20 protein-coding genes and 1 pseudogene are annotated in these 18815 nt (G+C 55.5%); 8 read left to right on the top strand and 13 right to left on the bottom strand.

Annotated elements, in window-relative coordinates; all coding sequences use genetic code 11:
* Positions 1–443: 443 nt before the first annotated feature.
* Positions 444–974, bottom strand: coding sequence for a hypothetical protein (locus ACI2KA_RS25595; RefSeq protein ID WP_404505253.1), 531 nt, complete (start codon positions 972–974; stop codon positions 444–446).
* Between the two features lie 374 nt (positions 975–1348).
* Between ACI2KA_RS25595 and ACI2KA_RS25590 the strand changes: the two genes are divergently transcribed.
* The 3 genes from ACI2KA_RS25590 to ACI2KA_RS25580 all read left to right on the top strand — a co-directional run bounded on the left by ACI2KA_RS25590 (position 1349) and on the right by ACI2KA_RS25580 (position 4554).
* A complete protein-coding gene (locus tag ACI2KA_RS25590; RefSeq protein WP_404505252.1) occupies positions 1349–2341 on the top strand; it encodes an SMI1/KNR4 family protein in 993 nt (330 codons plus the stop codon).
* A gap of 145 nt (positions 2342–2486) precedes the next feature.
* Entirely contained in the window at positions 2487–2777 is a 291-nt protein-coding gene (locus tag ACI2KA_RS25585) for a hypothetical protein (protein ID WP_404505251.1), read from the top strand.
* A 40-nt stretch (positions 2778–2817) separates the two neighbouring features.
* Positions 2818–4554, top strand: coding sequence for a hypothetical protein (locus ACI2KA_RS25580; protein ID WP_404505250.1), 1737 nt, complete (start codon positions 2818–2820; stop codon positions 4552–4554).
* A 246-nt stretch (positions 4555–4800) separates the two neighbouring features.
* Here the strand turns inward: ACI2KA_RS25580 and ACI2KA_RS25575 are convergent, their stop codons facing one another.
* Positions 4801–5757 (bottom strand): LysR family transcriptional regulator, encoded by a 957-nt coding sequence (locus ACI2KA_RS25575; RefSeq protein ID WP_404505249.1) that lies wholly within the window; start codon positions 5755–5757, stop codon positions 4801–4803.
* A 183-nt stretch (positions 5758–5940) separates the two neighbouring features.
* Here ACI2KA_RS25575 and ACI2KA_RS25570 point away from each other — a divergent pair, with 183 nt between their 5' ends.
* The 3 genes from ACI2KA_RS25570 to ACI2KA_RS25560 all read left to right on the top strand — a co-directional run bounded on the left by ACI2KA_RS25570 (position 5941) and on the right by ACI2KA_RS25560 (position 8130).
* On the top strand, positions 5941–6909 hold the full coding sequence (locus ACI2KA_RS25570; protein WP_404505248.1) for an alpha/beta hydrolase: 969 nt from the start codon (positions 5941–5943) through the stop codon (positions 6907–6909).
* 90 nt (positions 6910–6999) lie between these two features.
* Positions 7000–7329, top strand: coding sequence for an Imm45 family immunity protein (gene imm45, locus ACI2KA_RS25565; RefSeq protein WP_404505247.1), 330 nt, complete (start codon positions 7000–7002; stop codon positions 7327–7329).
* Positions 7330–7407: 78 nt separating this feature from the next.
* The gene (locus ACI2KA_RS25560; RefSeq protein WP_404505246.1) at positions 7408–8130 is read left to right on the top strand and encodes a sulfite exporter TauE/SafE family protein; all 723 of its coding nucleotides are present in this window, start codon (positions 7408–7410) and stop codon (positions 8128–8130) included.
* A 13-nt stretch (positions 8131–8143) separates the two neighbouring features.
* Here ACI2KA_RS25560 and tnpC read toward each other — a convergent pair.
* The 5 genes and pseudogenes from tnpC to ACI2KA_RS25535 form a co-directional block, all read right to left on the bottom strand.
* A pseudogene (tnpC, locus tag ACI2KA_RS25555) lies at positions 8144–9039 on the bottom strand (IS66 family transposase); the annotation flags it as partial.
* Between the two features lie 27 nt (positions 9040–9066).
* Positions 9067–9420 (bottom strand): IS66 family insertion sequence element accessory protein TnpB, encoded by a 354-nt coding sequence (gene tnpB / locus ACI2KA_RS25550; RefSeq protein ID WP_404505245.1) that lies wholly within the window; start codon positions 9418–9420, stop codon positions 9067–9069.
* A complete protein-coding gene (tnpA, locus tag ACI2KA_RS25545; RefSeq protein ID WP_404505244.1) occupies positions 9417–9803 on the bottom strand; it encodes an IS66-like element accessory protein TnpA in 387 nt (128 codons plus the stop codon). The genes tnpB and tnpA overlap by 4 nt, the downstream gene beginning before the upstream one ends.
* 251 nt (positions 9804–10054) lie before the next feature.
* A complete protein-coding gene (locus tag ACI2KA_RS25540) occupies positions 10055–10942 on the bottom strand; it encodes a hypothetical protein (protein ID WP_404505243.1) in 888 nt (295 codons plus the stop codon).
* Between the two features lie 265 nt (positions 10943–11207).
* Entirely contained in the window at positions 11208–11453 is a 246-nt protein-coding gene (locus ACI2KA_RS25535; RefSeq protein ID WP_404505264.1) for a hypothetical protein, read from the bottom strand.
* On the opposite strand from ACI2KA_RS25535, the gene ACI2KA_RS25530 reads away from it, so the two are divergent.
* Positions 11353–11922, top strand: coding sequence for an SH3 domain-containing protein (locus tag ACI2KA_RS25530; RefSeq protein WP_404505263.1), 570 nt, complete (start codon positions 11353–11355; stop codon positions 11920–11922). The two genes, ACI2KA_RS25535 and ACI2KA_RS25530, sit on opposite strands and share 101 nt — an antisense overlap.
* Positions 11923–12016: 94 nt before the next feature.
* Here ACI2KA_RS25530 and ACI2KA_RS25525 read toward each other — a convergent pair whose 3' ends face one another.
* The 4 genes from ACI2KA_RS25525 to ACI2KA_RS25510 all read right to left on the bottom strand — a co-directional run bounded on the left by ACI2KA_RS25525 (position 12017) and on the right by ACI2KA_RS25510 (position 14684).
* Positions 12017–12496 (bottom strand): hypothetical protein, encoded by a 480-nt coding sequence (locus ACI2KA_RS25525; protein WP_404505242.1) that lies wholly within the window; start codon positions 12494–12496, stop codon positions 12017–12019.
* A gap of 68 nt (positions 12497–12564) precedes the next feature.
* Positions 12565–13035 (bottom strand): hypothetical protein, encoded by a 471-nt coding sequence (locus ACI2KA_RS25520; RefSeq protein WP_404505241.1) that lies wholly within the window; start codon positions 13033–13035, stop codon positions 12565–12567.
* Between the two features lie 163 nt (positions 13036–13198).
* The gene (locus ACI2KA_RS25515) at positions 13199–14176 is read right to left on the bottom strand and encodes a tetratricopeptide repeat protein (RefSeq protein WP_404505240.1); all 978 of its coding nucleotides are present in this window, start codon (positions 14174–14176) and stop codon (positions 13199–13201) included.
* Between the two features lie 34 nt (positions 14177–14210).
* A complete protein-coding gene (locus tag ACI2KA_RS25510; RefSeq protein ID WP_404505239.1) occupies positions 14211–14684 on the bottom strand; it encodes a tetratricopeptide repeat protein in 474 nt (157 codons plus the stop codon).
* Between the two features lie 486 nt (positions 14685–15170).
* On the opposite strand from ACI2KA_RS25510, the gene ACI2KA_RS25505 reads away from it, so the two are divergent.
* On the top strand, positions 15171–16046 hold the full coding sequence (locus ACI2KA_RS25505; protein ID WP_404505238.1) for a hypothetical protein: 876 nt from the start codon (positions 15171–15173) through the stop codon (positions 16044–16046).
* Positions 16047–16293: 247 nt separating this feature from the next.
* On the opposite strand, the gene ACI2KA_RS25500 is transcribed toward ACI2KA_RS25505, so the two are convergent.
* Positions 16294–17598, bottom strand: a complete 1305-nt coding sequence (locus ACI2KA_RS25500; RefSeq protein ID WP_404505237.1) for a DUF5623 domain-containing protein — start codon at positions 17596–17598, stop codon at positions 16294–16296.
* Positions 17599–18164: 566 nt separating this feature from the next.
* Positions 18165–18815: alpha/beta hydrolase (locus ACI2KA_RS25495; protein ID WP_404505236.1), on the bottom strand; the 651-nt coding region annotated here is incomplete at its 5' end.

Here is an 18815-nt window from a genome sequence, read left to right as displayed (position 1 = left end):
TGCCTGCCACGCAATTCCTGCAAACCGACCCCAAACCCCAAGCGGCCTAATAATCCTTGTTCACTCTTAACCTGATTTATGGATTTGCGACGATCGTCCTCGAAAATGCTCAGCGCGATCGGCGCGGCGGTTACGCCAAACGTCATGCTTGGTCGAGTCTCGGTGCTGATAATGACCGCCACCTATGGCTCAAGGCCGCTGGGGGCTGCTCTCGGCGCTGTAGTCGCTGGCTACTTCGGGGTTGCAGCATGTCTATTCTTGGCAACGGGAGGATTCATGATCCAGTTTCTGATTACCCTCCTTTCGCCAGTGCTGGGACTACGTGCCCTGCCGCTCGAACAAGAGACTACCATTGGGCAGTTTTAATGGCCGGTCGTCGCGCAAATCCTAGAGACTGTGCCAAAACTTTGTGGAATGGTCTCTCCAAGGAGTTTGGGGCGGTCCTAGAATTTCTGCTTCAGGGGCAGCCTACTGGCCCAGTCGTGCCAGTAGGCTGCGACGGTTGAGGTTTGCTTCACGATATGATCGGCGGACGACGGGGCGGGCCACAAGTCCAATTGGTAGCTATCTAACGGGATGTCATTGATATTGGTGTTCAGTTCGTTGGCCGCTTGCATCGCCCGACCTTGGTAGCGCGCTCGATAGGACCCGACTGGTACGGCCATGCCCACCCCATCATCGGCTGCCCATTCCAACAAGGTAATTCTCCCTTTTGGTGCTTGAAATGAGACTTCCACAATCTCTTCCCAACTTTCATCGATGCCGGGGTCTGCATCGAACAGGTTTATCGTGATGCCGACAATGCCTGTATGCAGGCCGGTCATCAGAAACAATATTGCTGGCTTTTGTGCCCCGCACAGGCCATTGCGCTGGCCGACAAAACAAACGTCCATCGCCCCGTCAAATGAGCCATCCAGTTCGATATAGGCCTGTCCGTATTGGACCTCGACATTTCCTGCAAACAGTTCGGTCACGATATTTGTCCGTTTCCTCTGGCTATTTTTGAGCTTCACTCCACTTGGCTGGAGGGTACTGCTTAATTTCAACTGTACCGCCGGTGAACGCGATCATAACCCGAGTGCAAACTAAAGGCAGTGTTTCCGACCTCGGAAATCTTGTGGCATTTGCTACACAATTCCGTACGAATGTGCACATGTGAGGAAATGGGTGTCGCGCGTGCCGAGGGAAAATTACATGGCGAGAAGCCTAAGCTTTCCGATCGCCAACAAAAGGAACTGCGCCACCGGTACGGCACCGGCGACCACTTGATCAGCGCTCTTGCCGAGGTATTTTCGATCTCGCAGCCGACAGTGTATCCGATGCCAGGACGTAAATTGGAGAGGCAGGCATGATTACCAGGCGCGCTGCACTTGCGTATTTCGCGGGGGCATCTCTGGCTACGATTTGGAAGGACGGGGTCATGGCGGCAGAGTGGACAGTGGAGAGCTTCGAGGCTCACATCAGAGCTTTTTTTGATGACATCGAGGCTAAAGCGAATGCCGCAAGCTCGACATCCCAAATTGGTCCGTTGCGAGATCAACTGAACCGGGAATGGCTCGGTGCCAAGCCCGGTGCCTTTCTGCCACCCGAGATATTCGATCAGCTCAGAGCGCGGCTCGGAGCGGTCGAGAACGTCCTGACCGCCCGCTTTGTCGCATTGAGGGATGCGGTTGGCGACACCCAGGCAGATGAGCGGATCGTCATTGAGCGCGACGGCCCGGTGACCGCGACATTCTTTTACGCACGGCACTACTCGAACAAGGATCAGCCATGGGATGCCACTGTAGCGCAACAGACCATCCAATTGACAGAAGAACGACTTGGGATTGAATTTCCACGGGGCCTGCGCGATCTCTACACTCTCCAAAATGGAGGACATACCGACTTCTACCTGTCCAGCACCGAGAAAACGCCACCCCATGAATTTGGCGGTTCGTCGCATGCGGATATCGATGATGCCTATGACGTCTGGTTCTCAGCGCTTCCGGGCATGGACATCATGCCCCTTCAAAGCCTGCAAACTCTCGGCAGTTTCTCCGACACGATAAATTTCGGTGAAGTGGATGACGCTTGGCGCAGCTATATTCCCGGCATAGACCGTCTCATACCAATCAGCAGTTATGGCTCGGACATTTGGCTCTGCCTCGACTACCGCAAGGGCAGCACGGCCCCCAAGGTCGTACTTTTCGACGACACCAAAGGTGAGCGTTCTAGCAAAAACATGTTTGCTCATGAAGCTCCAGACTTCGCAAGTTTCTTCGCAGGGCTCAGACGCCACGCGATTACGATCGAAAATGGTCTGAGAATGCGTGGTTTACGCGCGCTTGCAGAAGGCGGGTAAGGATATCCCTTCGAGATTTGTGTGTATCGGGAAATACTCTGTAAAGCCTCACGGAAACTAAATGACCGCTACGCGATAGTGCTATGGCACTGATAAGCGGGGCCAACTAGCGATCAAAGCATCACCCACTTCGGGCAGCAGGCCGATGATCCGTTTTGCGGACAACGGCGAAATTCCGATCCCGATGCAGCACGCTTGGCTTGTCGACAAGAATGGCTGCCCAATCGACCCAACATGGGAGCAGAGCCCAGACCACATCTATTTTGGCATCGTATTCCGCAAGGCCTTCATCATTGAGATGATGAACATCAATCGTTGCGAGGATGGCCTGCTCGTCTATCCGAACGTGCTTCACCGGCATTTCGGCTCGGCTGAATTACTGGAGGCAGTCATCGAACCCAGTATGGCAGCTTTCCATATTGCGCGTGGTGATTGACACGATAGCATGCACCTGAGGGCGAACGGGGGCAGAGGTCGTGTTTCAGCGTATTCTATTGGTAGTGACCACGATGTCTTTGGCTTGGGTCGGAGCCGCATATGCCGATATCACCTTTGAGCGGGTTCCAATCGACGGCTCTTCGCCTGTTCTCCTACTCAAGGGTGAGTTCACCACATCGGACAATCCCGACCAACTTTCACGTGAAGTCGCCGCAAGCGGTGCCAAACTGGTCACCTTCAACAGCAACGGTGGCAACGTTGCAACAGCGATGGCGTATGGGAGGATGATCCGGTCGCTCGGACTATCGACGCTTCAGCTTCGGTCCGCCGAATGCGCTTCTGCCTGCGCGCTCGCTTTCGTGGGAGGTGTAAATCGACAGGCGGAGCCCGGCGCGATCGGTGTGCACCAGTCTTCTTTCTCTCCGGAATCCAGTATCGAAGGGCACATCGCAGTCGCAGCCGTTCAGGCGCTAACCGCCCAGATCATGACCTATCTCGTCGAAATGGATGTCGATCCCAAACTGCTTCAACTGAGCCTGTCGGTTCCCAGTGACGATATGCGGTATCTCACAGCTAATGAGATGCAGAGCTATAAAGTGACATGGGGAAGTCTAGCCGATCTAACTGAATCCGTTGCAGCGTCCAAGGTCGCTCCAACGGCCGTGCCTGCAACCCCGCCAACCACCAAAGCCGCTGCGCCGACAACCGAGGAAAAAGCATCAGTCTTCGTCACAGCGTACCATGACGCCTGGTCTCGTAGGAACGCAGAAGCGCTCGCCTTTATGGACAAGGCATACGCCGAAACCGTCGATTTCTATGGTAGAGCAACGCCGAAAGCCGCCGTGATAGGTGAAAAACGGAACTTCGCGAATAGGTGGCCAGTCCGTGCGTACAGCGTGAAGGCAGGTTCGATGAAGATAACCTGCGCGGAAACCTGCAAGGTTGACGGAATCGTTGACTGGTACACGAAACGCGACGTCGGGAACCGGATTTCATCCGGCTCCGCCGAATTCTCTCTGGTTTGGGACCAGAGGGCTGGTATGATTCTCTCCGAAACCGGGAAAGTTATCCAGACCGACAAGGGCGTCTCTCAACCTGTACGTCTGATATCCCAATGGGCCGAACAGAATTCTGCCTGCCGCGGCGGCAGCGGTGATTTGCCGGAAACAGATGTTGCCTGTCAACGACGCGAAGCCATCAGCGATAAGCTGCAAGCTGTAGGATGGTGTTATGGCCGTGAGGGGGAATACGGCTATCAAATGCGTTGGCACGCCTGTGAAGCGACATCCTATAAACAGGAAAGCGCGGCAGGGATTGCTTCGAGCGCAACGTTCAAGCGGCCGGACCTTTCCAGTTACCCTGCCCGAGGTGGTTTTTCTGGAAAGACCGTCATGCCAGACTTCAGGGGACGCGATCGCGAATTCAACAGGTTCAGGACCCGTATTCGCGACGGTATGCGGCAAGGACCAAATTTCGCTGGCCGCTATACCCTTATCCAGATCGGGTGTGGCACAGGGTGCTCATTCGTTATCGCCGCCAACAATCAAACGGGTCGCCCGGGCTCATTCCCTCGTGGCGGGGAAGAGCACATGTATCTGAGTTTGGACTTTCGCCGCGATAGCAGAATGGTTGCTGTCCAATGGCTGAACTACGACACCAAAACGTGCGTCGTCGAGTTCTTTGATTTTGATCGAGACACGTGGAAGCCGGTTGCTACAACTAACGTCGGCAACGACAAAGCGTGTTATCGGACGATTGCCGAAAACCTCCGATGAGTGCGATGCGATGGCATCATCTTTCAGGGAACCGATCGCTGGCTACAGCTTCGGTATCGATCATAGGTTTCGGGCAATGCGCAGGCACTAATCTGCTAACTCCGGACTGTTCACACTTATCGTCTTGATGATGTGGCCAGACTCATAGATCAACTATAAGCGGTGTCCCCCCACATGTACCAAGTGTGGTGAGCTGTTCCGCAGCTATCGCGGCAAGAATGCGCCAACAGCGGTCGTTCAAGACGGTTAGCGCCTTTGCTTACCCGACGCAGGGGTTTGCCTGGTGTCGTCTTGGATGAAGCGGGTGGACTGCTGCCAATAATCCACGAATGCGCGGAGCTTCGGCAGCATTTGTCTACGGCTAGGAAAGAAGATGAAAAAGCCGGGGCTGGAAGGCATGAACGCTTCAAGGCACGCTTCGAGCAATCCTTGGCGTATCAGAGGTTCGACAACAACACCGATATTGTAGGCGAGGCCTATTCCTGCCTGCGCGGCGGCAAGAGAAATTCCAGGTTCATTCACGGTGATGGGACCCTTCACATCCATTGAAAAAGGCCGCGTATCGCGCTCGCCGGTGGGCTCAACAAAATCCCATCGATAGACCGCGCCTCCGGCAAGGCGAATATTGATGCAGGCGTGGTGCTCAAGCTGTTCCGGGCGCTGTGGCTTTCCGTGCTCAACAAAATACGCTGGTGATCCCACGACCATTCTTGGGGAAGCCTGGGTGAGCCGCACAGCCACCATATCCTGTGCAATCATTTCACCGACCCTGATCCCCGCGTCGTATCCCTCCCCGACGATATCGACAAACCGATCTTCAAAAACCAGTTCTAGTTCGATGTCCGGATATGTGTCAGCAAAACCCTTCAGCATGGGCTCAATAAGTGTCTGTGCCACGAAAGGAACACTCAAGCGTAGCAAGCCTCTCGGTTTATGACTGAGACTCTGAGCCGCATCGAACGCAGCCTCCACATAGGTGATCCCCGTCGTAACCTGTTCCAGGAACAAGCGTCCGGCTTCAGTGAGACCAACAGAGCGTGTCGTGCGGGCCAGAAGCGGCGCACCCACACGCGCCTCCAGTTGCTTGATGGTCCAACTGATCGAGGCGGGCGTAACGCCAAGTTCCAGCGCAGCAGCGGTGAAGCTGCGTCGCTCCGCGACGCGGGCGAAGACGATGATTCCATCGAGCGCATCCATCCGCATTATGAAAATCCTTTTACAAAGCCATTTCGTTTTTCGCAGATTATCAAATGGGACTCTACTCTTTATTATTTCCGGGATTGCCAGAAGGAGTGCCAATCAATGCCCATTGCGTCGATCACCCGCCGAAACCTTGGCCTTGCTTTTGGGGCAAGCGCCGTCCTCCTCAGCACAGGAAATGTTGTCATGTCGCAATCACTTACCCAGAAGACGCAGCCTAAGCCGCAGAAAGTTAGCTTCGAGAGCGGAGACGGGTTTGTTGTCGGTAATCTTTATCTTCCAAAGGGGCACGATCAATCGCGTCGCTATCCAGCCGTCGCGGTTGGTGGTTCTCTAACGTCCGTGAAGGAGCAGATGGGTGGCAATTACGCTGGTGAACTTTCCCGACGCGGGATTATCGCGCTCGCGATTGACTACCGAAATTACGGCGAGAGTAGCGGTGCAATGCGTCAGTTCGAGGATCAGGCCTCCAAGGCCGAGGACTTGTCGGCGGCGCTTCGTTTTCTGAAGAGACGCAATGATGTCTCCGGAACTGGAATTCTCGGAGTCTGTACCAGCGGAGGCACAGCTCTCTATACCGCGGCAAAAGACACGAATGTGGGCGCGTTAGCGACGGTTGCAGGCTTCTTCTCTGACCCTCACCTGGTGCTGAAGATGTTCGGTGGCGAAGAGGGTGTTGATACCCGCATTGCCGCGAGTCGCCAGGCGCGGAAGCGTTACGACGAGACTGGGATAATTGAAACAGTGTTCGCGTATATGCCGCACGACAAAACTGCAATGAGCCCCAGCCCGAGTGAATATTACATGGACCTCTCGCGCGGAGGCGGCGTCCGTGCCTGGCGTAACGAATTTGCGGTTATGGGATGGGAACAGTGGCTCGCATTCGATCCTTTATCGCAGGCTCGCCTTGTCAAGGTGCCCACGCTCGTAATGCATTCGGATGGCGCGGCTTTTCCTGATCAGGCGCGTAAGGTCCATGACCTACTTGCCGGCCCCAAGGACTTGTTCTGGGCAGAAGGGAAACATTTCGACTTTTACGATCAAGCAGAGACGGTGCGGCAGACCGCGTGGCCGCGCACTTTCACACCCAGCTTAGTTGACGGAAACCTGATGACTGCTTCGGGCTCACTGCAGACGTCGGCTCTGCACCAGTAGCGGCCCTTGACCTCCGTCTTGCGCCTGGTGCAATTCAGGCCATCGATACCACAGACTTGCAGTTGTTGTGGGAGACTTTGCATGTAGCAATTGGCTGATCTAAACGAGAAGGAAATTGGTCGCGGAGCGGTATTCAGAGTGAAGGCTGAATACCCTTACGAAGCGGTGGTGGATTTTATGCTAGTCGAAACGACCGATGCAGAACGACCGCTAGGAATAATGGTCGCAACTGGCTACAGCGCGGGCCATATCTTTGTCCACCTACCCTACGAAGCGCTGATGAAGGGTACGCGGATGCTGTCGACTGTGTGGCTCAAGCAGAATTGGGAAAAGTGGGTGTATCGTAAGCGGTGGTCCCCCGACACGCATTGTCACGCCCGAAGCCAAGTAGCGTTGTACGGTTACCAAATGGCTATTTAGGTGAGTTGGATTTGTCTGAGTGTCTGGAATCGAGATAGAGTTGGGTGCACGCAATCACGCGGTCTCGGAGTACAGCGAATGGGACTTTTTCTCATCTTAATCATCGGCCTGCTTGCCGGGACCATCAGTGGCATCATCGGTACTGGCTCCTCCATCATGCTCGTCCCGATGTTGGCCTATGTCTATGGGCCAATGGAAGCTGTACCAATAATGGCGGTGGCTGCCGTTATGGCGAATATCTCCAGGATTCTTGTGTGGTGGCGGGAAGTTGATTGGCGGGCTGTGGCAGCCTATGCTGTTACCGGGGTTCCAGCGGCAGTTCTTGGTGCGCGAACCATGCTTGTTCTCCCGCCCCGAGCAGTAGATGCGGCGATTGGAGCGTTCTTGCTCTTGATGATCCCCGGGCGTCGCTGGTTGGCAGCAAACCTTACCCACTTACGATTACCTCATCTGGCCGTAGCCGGAACATTTATCGGCTTCTTGACCGGGATCGTGGCTTCTTCTGGACCTGCCTCCGTACCCGTGTTCATCGGCTACGGTCTGACCAAGGGCGCCTTTATCGGAACGGAGGCTGCCGCTTCGCTGGCGATCTACACTTCAAAAACGCTCACCTTTCAGGGCTCGGGAGCGCTTCCTTTTGCTATTGTCGTGAAGGGTCTAACTGTGGGGGCGTCTCTGATGGTCGGTTCCTTTATAGCGAAACCTTTCCTTCTCCGGCTCACGCCGGAAGCTTTTCGCCATATCATGGATGCTCTGCTGGTTACCTCAGGACTCAGTCTGCTTTGGGGAGCGACAACTTAAGCAAGCGACGAGGTCACCCGCGCGAGTCCGCGACTTGGTTGTCGGTGGTCGTTGTCGGCATTTGACACAAAATTGGATAGTTCCACGGCAGCAGTTCCTCTATCCGGCTCTGCCGGTGGCCACTGACGATGGCAGTGAGCACGGTGGTCAGATACGCTAGCGGATCAACAGCATTGAGCTTGCATGTCTCGATGAGCGAGGCGATGGTCGCCCAGTTCTCGGCTCCGGCATCGTGGCCCGCAAAGAGTGCGTTCTTGCGATTGAGGGCTATCGGCCGGATGGTCCGCTCGACGCTGTTATTGTCGATCTCGATGCGGCCGTCAGTCAGGAAGAGCTTCAGTCCATCCCAGTATTTGGCAATGTAGGCCAGTGCCCCGCCGAGCGGGGACTTCGCCGCAACACGGGCACGGTGATGGACGAGCACGCCTGCATGTCGGCGACGAGTGGCGCTGATCGTTCCTGCCGACCCACAAGGCGAGCCTCAGGATCAAGGCCGCGCAGCTCGGCCTCAATGCGATACAGCGCTCCGATCCGTTTGACGCCATCCTCGGCAATCGGTGCTGATCTGGTGCGGGTGATCTCCACCAGCTTGCGCCGGGCATGGGCCCAACAATAGGCAAGCCGAATGTCCGGGCCAACGCGTTCTGGTGCGATCAGCCTGTTGTATCCGGCATATCCATCCACCTGCAGAATGCCGGAGAAGCCTTGCAGTATTCGTTCGGCATGAATGCCTCCGCGACCGGGCGCATAGGTAAAGGCGACACCGGGCGGAGCGCCGCCGCCCCAAGGGCGATCATCCCGCGCCAGCGCCCAGAAGTATCCGGTCTTGGTCTTGCGCGAGCCGGGGTCGAGAACCGGGGCATGGGTCTCGTCCATAAACAACTTGGACGAGCCCTTTGCCTCTGCAATTTGCCGTGCTGAGTCATTGTGCCGCAGCTATTCTATGGCTTCCGGTGCTCTCGTCTGGACGGCATGAACCCGCCGCCAATCGAGGCCTGCGAACAGCGCTTCGAACTGGGCGTGGGTGAGCGTTATCAATCCATCCTTGATGCCGGGCCACGTGAACGTGTGCTCTTCCAGCCTCTTGTAGGCCATGACGATGCCGCTTCCATCCCAGTAGATCAGCTTCAACCGGTCCGCCTTGCGTGACCGGAACACGAAGACCGTTCCGGTGAACGGGTCCTTGTGCAGGTCATTCTTCACCAACGCGGCCAAGCCGTCATGACCCTTGCGGAAATCCACGGGTTTGGTCGCCACCATTATCCGCACGCGGTTCGACGGAAAGATCATGTCGCCGCCGCCAAGACACGCGCGATAGCGGCGATCCGGGTGGCAGACGCTCCTTCCTCAAGACGGATGGTGACTTGACCGACGACGATCTCAGGGCGACCAACCGCCTTAGGCGACAGTTCTGAAACGGGCGGATCGACGATCACCGCCGCGAATTCCACCGCATCCTCCGGGGCTGGCAGGATCAGCTTGCCCTGCCGCGCCATCGTCCGCCAAGTGGAAAGACTGTTCGCCCGCAATCCATAGCGCTGCGCAACTTCGTTGACTGTCGTGCCAGGCCGCAAGCTTTCCGAGACAATCTTCGCCTTGACCTCGTTCGGCCAGTGTCGGTGACCCTCACGCCCAGTCTTGCTGGTTGTGAGAAATTCCAATGTAGTCTCCATGGAGAAACTCCCGTTCTTCATCCATGGAACGTCGATCACAGATCAGACGGCGGCTGCCAATGTGGGGGCAGAACACCGGTTACAGTGTATCCACCTTGTCCGCTGCAAGAGGTGATTTTCCTGGAGCACTATCCGGAACCAGCGTTCGATTGGGGGAAACCTAGCCCAGATAAAACACAATGAGGCGATAGCGATAGGGCCGCCTTGGGGGGCAAAAAGGACATTGCAACGACCGCAGTGTTTCCGGAATTTTACGAGCGTTTTGCAATGACATCGAGCAGCAGGAACGCCGTGACGATCACCAGGCCCGCAGCCGTCATGATGGACCACGAGTAGAGCGGCGAAAAGCCCTCGATAATGAAGGTGAGAACAGGCAGGGCAGCCATCGTCACCATCACCGTATAGGCGTCACAACGGGCGATACCGACTTGCAGCAGATATAGAGGCGCAAGCACGCCGACGACCGACACCACAAGCAGCGTCGCGACCAGAACGCCAGACCATTCCACAACCGCAACATCCGCCCCCAACGTCATCATGAGTGAGATCGGCAGGATAAGGTAGAAACGGTGTGCCAGAACAGCGCCGAACTTCCAGCCGCGATTGAGCAACGCCTTGGATGCCAGAGTAATCAGCACCGCTCCGATGCCGGCCGCAACACTTGCCCCCAGACCAAACCACGCGTTCCGGCCGAAGGATGCGAAACCGCTGCCTTGCAAGGCGGCAACTCCCAGGGTGACGCACCCCAGGAGAATTCCGGCGCATACCGCGATACGCACCGCTGAAGGCCGCTCTCCGGTGAGGATTAGAGAGATCAGGACAGCGAGGATCGGACCGATGCCGATTTCGACGGCTCCGACGATAGCTGGCTCGATCAGTTTCAGGGCATAGAAAAAGCTCAGGAACGTGAGCGCGGTGCTTGCATTCAGCAGCAGGAGTGGTCCCCAGGCTTTTTCACCGGCCCCCTGGCGCGACAACAGCAGGAAAAACGCCGCCGTCAGGGCAAAGCTTATCAGAACAAAAAGCGGCGACGGGAACGCCACAAGCCATGTACCAAACATCACCTTGCCGACAGCCTGGAGAAGCACAGCCAGAATGATCGTTGCCCGGCCGAAGTTCGTCGCTGATATGGAATTCACTGTTGATAGCCCCCTGCAATCTATGTCGGGCTTTATATGGAAAAATTGGCTTATGTCACGCAGCTCTGCGTGGCTGACCAAGACGCCACCGTTCTCTTGACAATGCCAATGTAGTATATTCTGGCCGTCGAATGATCCCCACTATAAGCTCTCGTCCTACCGCCTGTTCACGCAAGGTGGAGAAGACGATCCGCGGCAGCGCCACATGCTTGCGCAACTTAACGGTTAAGTTGAGAAAAATGGCCGACACCACTTGAAGAGCATTTTAGCCCTCGGCAATATACCACGGGGGCTTTTTCATGAAAAAACGATACTGGTTACTCTGTGGACTTATTCTGTTCGGCATTTCGAAACTTGGAGAAACACCTTCGGGATATGGCGTAACCGCACCATCGCCGAGTTCCTCAGGAGTGACGCACGCCTCGAAACCCGGGTCGTCAACGGTGACCAGCGGACAATCCACCATTCCTCCGACAAACAACACCGTTACCCCGCCGAGCGAAACAACCAAGCCACATTCTACGCAGACAACGCGAACCAAGTTTGTCAGTGGAAACGGTGTCGCACTGCGTGCCGCTCCAGGGCCGAAGGCTCAAATCATTGATAGACTCGATAGGGGGAAGAAAGTCGACCTCTTACAAACGGAAGGACAATGGTCCCGGATCAAAGACGTTCTGACTCAAAAAGAGGGATGGGTTGCAAGCAGGTTCTTACGGGATGACGAACCCAAGCGAGAGCAGATCGCAAAACCGTCGGAACCAACGATTAAATCCGCGCCAACAATATCGCCGACCATCATCATCCAGCGGATCATTGCTGAATCTGTGACCAGCTATCCCGGCACGTGCGCCTGCCCTTACAGCACAGATCGCAGGGGCCGAAGGTGTGGCAATCGAAGTGCGTATTCAAAGCCTGGCGGATACGCACCGATCTGTTTCGCGCAAGACGTCACGAAATCGATGATCGAGGCTTATCGCTGAGTTGAGTCACAGACGCCCCCAACTGGAATATGGAGTACTTTGTATCTGTCGCGTCACTTCAACTCAGGCAGACCGCCTGAAAACTCTGCGCTACTTACTCCACACACTGATCATCCAGATTCAAGTTCCAATTCAGCGCCCATATCCGATGATTTGGTGCCGCTGCGATATCCGCGATACGGATCGCGCGGGCTCTGACAAACCCGCCTTGACACTCGAGCATTGTATCCGGCGGAATGCCCGCGAACCATTTGCTGACCGTTTCTGCATCCCTTGAGGTTGCGACGAAAATATAATCCCGCGTCGGCCAGCCTTCGCTGAAATCGTCGTCCATCTCGACAACTAGGTTTGAGACGTCGTCACGCTGACCGATCTCAGTGAGAAGGGTGACGAAATTCAAAACGCCGAACTGCAAGATGCGAGAGTTTCCGATGGCATTGTTCGTAACGCCAAGGGCAAAATACTCGCGGGGGGAGACAAGCGGCCGACAGTTTGCCCAATCCCGCTGTCCGACATAGTCAGCCTGCCGAATTCGTTCACGCAGGACCTGTTGGTTGGCTTCGACCAGCGACAATCCGCCTTACCTCGTAAAATTCTAGTTTTGTGTCGCATGGATTGCGGGCATTTGCGACGCCTCAAATGTTATACAGATCGTTCAGCACTCTCTTGAACATGCCCATCAATAACAGAGATGGACGTAGGACTTCGGCCATTTCCGGAACGCTGAAAGATTGTCCACGCCGGCTGCCCTTCGGCTGTCATAAAGGACGTTATGAAACGCTCACCTTCCAAGGCGAGCGTAACCTCCGGCAGACGCCCATAAAGCGCTACATCGGTTACCTTGCGACCTATCAAAGAATCGAAGACGTCAGTCCACTCTTGTTCATCGCTCCAGCTTCCGCAGAGAATGGATCGGGGGCCTTCAATACGCCAACTCCATTCAATCATCAGGGTGTATTCCCCTTGCGATTGTCCCGGCGAGCCATCCGACTTCGAGGTTGGAGAAAGAGGGCCGAATTCAAGAAAGATAGCAGAGCCATAACCCCGCCAGACGTTAGAAAGCGAGCGAGAAAGGAGGGCGACCCGGTAAGGCTGGAAGAGAACTGATGACAACTATGAAACCTTCTGTCGTGACGACAATAGCTCACGCGCCATAGGCTACTGTCAACAGTGTTGCATGTCTTCCCACGAGCGGTTGCAAACGCCGAAAATGTGGGAAGTATGCCCCGCTGGCGGCGATGCGGTCTGCTTTCAAGTGAGACATCCCTTCTCAGAACTATCCGGGCATTTTCCCCAACCGTTCAAACAGGCCGTCCAGGTCTGCGCGAGCACGGGCGATATCGCCACCATCGCCGTTGCGCTCTGCAAAGGCCACCTGCCGCCGAAACAAATCCTCAGCGCCGGCGAGATCACCCGCCGAAAAGCTGGCAATCGCCAGATCGCGTAGCGTCGCGCCGATCACGTCGAGAATTTCATGCTGTTCGGCGATTTCCAGCCGCCGGCGCATCAGTTCCACTGATCTGTCAGGGTGTTCGAGCGCAAACTCGTTCTGGGCGAGATTGCCGATTATACGCAACAGGGCCGGATCGTCCTTGCCGAAGGCGATCTCGGCACGCGCCAGCGCTTCCGAATTGAGGTCGCGCGCCTCTTCAAATTCAGCGGCTTCATGCAGACAGAAAGCAAGATCCGTCATTGCGGCAAGCACGGTGTTCTCCGCTGCATCCGGATCGGCCCTGACGATCGTCAGCGCGCCACGATGCAGATCGACAACCTCCTGCCACTTACGATCACGGGCGAATGCAACGGCCCTTGCGGTCATGCGAGAGGCGCGTTCGGGTGGCGTCAGAAAGCGGTGTTTGCCGTCGATCACAAGCGCGGTTTCAACCGGCTCGATATAGGCGGGGTTACCCTGCTTCCACAGCACGAAACCGCGGATCAGGCTCGATCTGCCAAGCACATGGGGTTGGTCAGCGGCGGGATTGTCCTCATCCTCGACCAATTCCTCGCAGACACGGGCCAGTTCCAGAAGCAACGCCTCGACGCTGAAGCGCTTCTCCGGATTGCGGATCATAATCCGAAGGTCTTCCAGCCGTTGTTCGGGATCGACGGCCGGGGAAAATTCCCTGCCCATGCTTGTCAGTACCCGTTCGATTGCTTCGTCCGCATCGTCGCGACCACCCATTCGTGCACGACGAAACAGATAGAGCGCTTCTTCGAGGTCACATTCCGTGCCCTTGCCATTCTCGTGGGCCACACCGAGTGTGTAGGCTGCGCGGTCGAAACCGCCATCAAGCGCGGCGATACCAGTAAAGCGCCCGGATCGGGCTCTTGCGGATACCGGTGCCGGTACTGTCGCGATAGCCGAGGCTGACCATGGAATCGCTGTCGCCGAGGTGGGCTCCCTGGCTGAAGAGCTTGACGGCGCGGCGATGATCTTGCTTCAGCCCGGCTCTGCCGTCGGTATAAAAATGGCCGAGATTGCCCATGGCCGTGCCGCAGCCGGCTTTGACGCCCTGCTCGTAGTAATCGCGTGCCTTGAGGAGATCGGCCGGGAAAGGGCCGTCGCCGTGCTGGTACATGCTGGCGATATTGTTCATCGCGTCGCCATGCCCCAGGGCCGCCGCTTTTTCGTACCATTCGACTGCCTGCACCCTGTCGAGGGTGACATCATAGAGGCCGTGCCAGCGTTTCTCCAGGACCGGACCGGCCGTGCGCTTCTCGAAATAGCGGTCAGCAAGCGTCGTCAGATACTTTCTCAGCATGGATGGCATTTGGGATCGATTCCGGCTGTGGGCGAAGTCGTATGATTAGCACAGATTGTGCTAATCTAGTTGATGGGGAATCGAACAGTCGCCTCGTCCGCCAAATAGGCTAAGAAACTGAAAATAGGCGATTTGGCTGTGCCGGGGATTGCCTTTGGCTGGACCACCCTTATTGTCGAATTGCAAAATTATGGAGTTCGTCTTGCCTCGAAACCGCTAGGTTGAACAGCCGAGCGATCAATGGATTTGAGCTAAACCAGTCAAAACTGCACGACTTGGAACTCACCACGCTATCTTCACGCTTGTCGTTAAGCAAACGCCGCGCTAACGTACGAATCGCCAAACTGATCGGCAGGGATAGCGGCCCAACTCGGCACCACCCAACGGGTACGGTAAATCCGCTAGTTTAATCAAGCAAATTCCGGAACTAGCGTTCTGGCAAAACAACGGTGCCTATTGCCAGTCGCGATTGTTCAGGAATCGCTTATGGATTTTTTACGATCGGAAATCGAATTTAAGGATGCGGCGCGCAAGGTTGAATTTTATCTTTCGACGCTGAAATCGACTGGCGCAGTCCAGTCAGCAGCTTTGATAGAGATCTTGCTGCCAATGGCGGGAATTAAGAAAGCAGAGAAATTGCATAGCGGTTCGGCGAAGCTTGCGGAACTTATCAGCGCTTCACCTGAAATAGAACTAACACGCAGCCAGATTCAACAAAAACTAGCCTGGGCTTTCGCCAACAGATCATACCAAAGCTTGCGATCCTCGTTCAACTTTCCGACGGAGTTTCGGATTATATTTCCGGATGCCGAGCTGCCGATAAGTTCACTTGAGGAAGGTCGAACCCAAGCTCATCCTTTCCCGAAGAAATTGTTCGAATTTCGTGAGCTTGAGCATTGGCGCGCGACATGGGAAGCAGGGGCTTTCTCCATACGTGAGCGCCCGTTTTTCCCACCCATGCTCCCCGCCTCTTCCTTCGTGGGGACTGCGCCACACTACGAACTACGCAGGGATTGGCGTCCAAGCTTTAGAAATAAACCCCAACATCTTTCCCACCACTTCTCCAACGGGCAGTGCTGCGTCTTGGTGAGGCATGAAGGATGTCTGATCGCCGCTGTAAGTTGGAAATGGTGGGGAGATGTCGGACGCATTAACGGTGTCGGATTCAGCCTCTCATTGAAGACCGACAACCGTTGGCTAAGAGTATTCTTTGATATCCGTCCCTACTATTCTGACCCCTCATATGGCCCAATCGTCTATAGAGAAGGAACAGGACGGGATGGTGAGCACATTCGGGCGTGCCTCCAAGAACTGGTGGAACTACCCGTCCACTACTTCAATGACGAGTACGAGATGACGTAGTTTTAGGTTAGCTGGGAACCTGGAAAGTGACCTAGACGTCCAACTGAAGCTATCGAATTCGTGGCAGCGAGCACTCTGAACCATCACGCCTATATCGGAAGGATCCCGCAACAGAACATCGCGCGCATTGCGGGAGAAGGCTGCCGAGCTAAGTACACGAGGTGCCGTAATCCGCAAACGTACCAAGGATTGGCATCATCAAAATCAAGAAGCGGTGCTGCCCAAGGCAGCACCGAACAAGGCCACACTAGTGCCTCTCTAACGCCCTTTCCATCAATGAGATTGACATCTCCGCACGCCGAAGCTGTTTGCGAAGGGGCGCACAATCGGGATAGGCTTCTCTCAGCTTTCGCGTAAGATTTTCAAGTCCTGCCACAACATCATCACCAGACTTGAGTGATTTCTGATAGGCCTCATCCTCAGTTGTTTCGCGATAGTACACATCAAAGAACTCGGGGCCGCCGAGTTCCCCGCGACCAATTTCAAGTGCCAGCCAATTCTCAAGCTCCGCACGAAGTGAACTCAAACGAGTATACGACCTGAAGGGTATCAACTTTGACCGCATTGCCGCCTTGATTGCGCGTCCAGCTTTAATGTGTTCATCAATTCCGAGTTTCCCTTTAGGACGCCGTCGAGCGGCGCCAGCGTTGTAACCGTATGGAACGGTCGTTTTGCTTGCTAACGGTATGATCATGCCTTTGCATCTAGCACGCCGCTTGTCTTGCTCAGACTTTGCCATGGGGCTGAGGAACGTATCCCATGAAGATGACGACTCCCCACTCCAGTTTTCACTGATCAGGGGCTTCCGCATAGCATTGATTTTTTTAATTAAGGCATCGATATCATAGCCGCAACGATTATCGACAGCGACATAGAGATCACAGTCGTATGGACGATACATACCTGGCCATGATGTCTTTTCGATCCGCCAACCGTTTCGAACTGCCCAGTCAGAACGCTTGTCTTCGTCAGGCGCATTCCCGTAAGGTTCATCGATAAGGAAGTACTGTCCGGTCGAGGGATCCACCCAGTCAGTCGGATGATCGAGACCCGGCAACTTTTCGTTACCGATTCCTCTTGGATTAAGCTTTCGCGGATTTCGACTTGGACGCAATCCGGTTTGCTCCATGAAGCGAAGCGAGCGTTCGGCCGTACAAAGCTTGTCGCGTGCATAGTCTTGAGAATGGACTACGTCATCGCATACGAAATGGTCACCGGCGACCATTCTGAGATTGCCAAAGCCGCGAACATATTTCAGTTCTGATTTCTTGCAGATCTCAAGGACTGGTCGTGACAGATCAATCCTAAGCGTTTCGCGCCCGAAGTATTGACGCCGCTCTTCATCACGCCAATAGGTCGTCAACAGTATGTAGGGTCTTTCACGAGGCTTATTTCGTGCAGGCAAAATACGTTGCGCGTGCCGAAAATTCTCACAGTTAGCAGCTCTCGCCGCGAGGTCGAGGGCGTCAGAATGCTTAATCCCTTTTCTCTTTTTTAGTTGCGCTGCAAGACGTTTCACGCTGACTAGCGTCGTGGGCCGAATATCATCCATCAACATAGCTCTCCTGGCCTGCGCAAAGCGTCACTCGCCAACCGCTCTCCAAGCCTGGATGCTTGTTGAAAGGCTTATCAGAAATTTGAGAGCAGCGCTGCTAGCAGCTTCGGAACGGCGAGTGCCACGCTCATGCCAAGAGCAAAATCACGATATGACGGAATAAGCCACTAATTCAACCTGCTTCTTGGTCAGAATGAATCACAATTTTTGTATCCTGGGTTTTTCCCCTGCAAGAACCACTTCGAGACTAGGCGCCATTCCGTCACGCCATCTGTGCATAGCTTGCGTCGCGCATGATCGCGGAAGGCTGGAATGCGAGCGCCCACTTCCTTCTTCTTCGCTCTTGATGGGAATCGAACCGGCCGCCCTGTTCTTAGAAACAGTCCCCCGCCTCCAATTTCTCAAATCACCACATTGGCATGACCACGGCAGGATGACCGATTCGGGGCGGAGAACGGACTATCCGCTGGTGGACGCATTTGCCGGATAGCTGTCGTTCAGTAACGGACCTCAAGCAGGTGCCCGACCTCGTTCGCGCATGCAGGACGGCCGTTTAGCCATGCTCAGAGGTTTTCCTTGTAGAAAGGGATCAGCTTCGCCAGCGCCTTTCCGACTGGCTCTGGTTTGTCATAGAGGTCATAGTGCGACCAACCTTCGACGACGACCAGTTCCTTCTTCTTCGAGGCTGCTCGTTCGATGATCTCGCAGCCGTCGCGATAGGCGCCGAACGCGCCAACCTGATCGCCGACTACGATGCAGAGAGGCTGCGTCAGCAGCACTTCCGCCAGATGGAAAGCGTCCCAGCCGACCGCGGCGGCCTGATGTGACAGGAGCGAACGGTTCAGGCCATTCGGCTTCTGGCCGCGTGGCGTCCGGTAATAGTCGGTCGCCTCCAGCGGATCGCGGTCGGTAACACCGGCGGCTCGTGCTTCCTCGACGGAGTTGGCCAGCAGATTGTCGACGTGGAGCGTTGCACCACGGGCCTCGGCGGTGCGTTGCTTGGCCATCGCCTCCAGCGCACCAATCGGGTTGAGGCCGGTGAAGTTGCCGCGCATCAGGCGACCATAGTTTGCGCCGGTGACAGTGCCGACTGCCTTGATGCGGCGTTCGGTCATGGCGGCGTTGATCGAATAGCCACCGCCGCCGCAGATGCCGAGGACGCCGATGCGGTCTTCATCGACATAGGGGAGCGTCACCAGATAGTCGGCGACATG

It is taken from the genome of Agrobacterium sp. NPDC089420, assembly GCF_044900305.1.
GTDB lineage: Bacteria > Pseudomonadota > Alphaproteobacteria > Rhizobiales > Rhizobiaceae > Agrobacterium.
Note: the sequence above shows the minus strand (reverse complement) of the source record. Positions and strands in the feature narration are given on the sequence as shown.

What these genes read in the sequence shown, in the direction of transcription:
- ACI2KA_RS25590 (WP_404505252.1), top strand. Translation starts at nt 1,349, where the DNA reads ATGATTACCAGGCGCGCTGCACTTGCGTATTTCGCGGGGGCATCTCTG.
- ACI2KA_RS25585 (WP_404505251.1), top strand. Translation starts at nt 2,487, where the DNA reads ATGATCCGTTTTGCGGACAACGGCGAAATTCCGATCCCGATGCAGCAC.
- ACI2KA_RS25575 (WP_404505249.1), bottom strand. Translation starts at nt 5,757, where the DNA reads ATGCGGATGGATGCGCTCGATGGAATCATCGTCTTCGCCCGCGTCGCG.
- ACI2KA_RS25570 (WP_404505248.1), top strand. Translation starts at nt 5,941, where the DNA reads ATGTCGCAATCACTTACCCAGAAGACGCAGCCTAAGCCGCAGAAAGTT.
- ACI2KA_RS25560 (WP_404505246.1), top strand. Translation starts at nt 7,408, where the DNA reads ATGGGACTTTTTCTCATCTTAATCATCGGCCTGCTTGCCGGGACCATC.
- tnpB (WP_404505245.1), bottom strand. Translation starts at nt 9,420, where the DNA reads ATGATCTTTCCGTCGAACCGCGTGCGGATAATGGTGGCGACCAAACCC.
- tnpA (WP_404505244.1), bottom strand. Translation starts at nt 9,803, where the DNA reads ATGGAGACTACATTGGAATTTCTCACAACCAGCAAGACTGGGCGTGAG.
- ACI2KA_RS25510 (WP_404505239.1), bottom strand. Translation starts at nt 14,684, where the DNA reads ATGCTGAGAAAGTATCTGACGACGCTTGCTGACCGCTATTTCGAGAAG.
- ACI2KA_RS25505 (WP_404505238.1), top strand. Translation starts at nt 15,171, where the DNA reads ATGGATTTTTTACGATCGGAAATCGAATTTAAGGATGCGGCGCGCAAG.
- ACI2KA_RS25500 (WP_404505237.1), bottom strand. Translation starts at nt 17,598, where the DNA reads ATGGATGATATTCGGCCCACGACGCTAGTCAGCGTGAAACGTCTTGCA.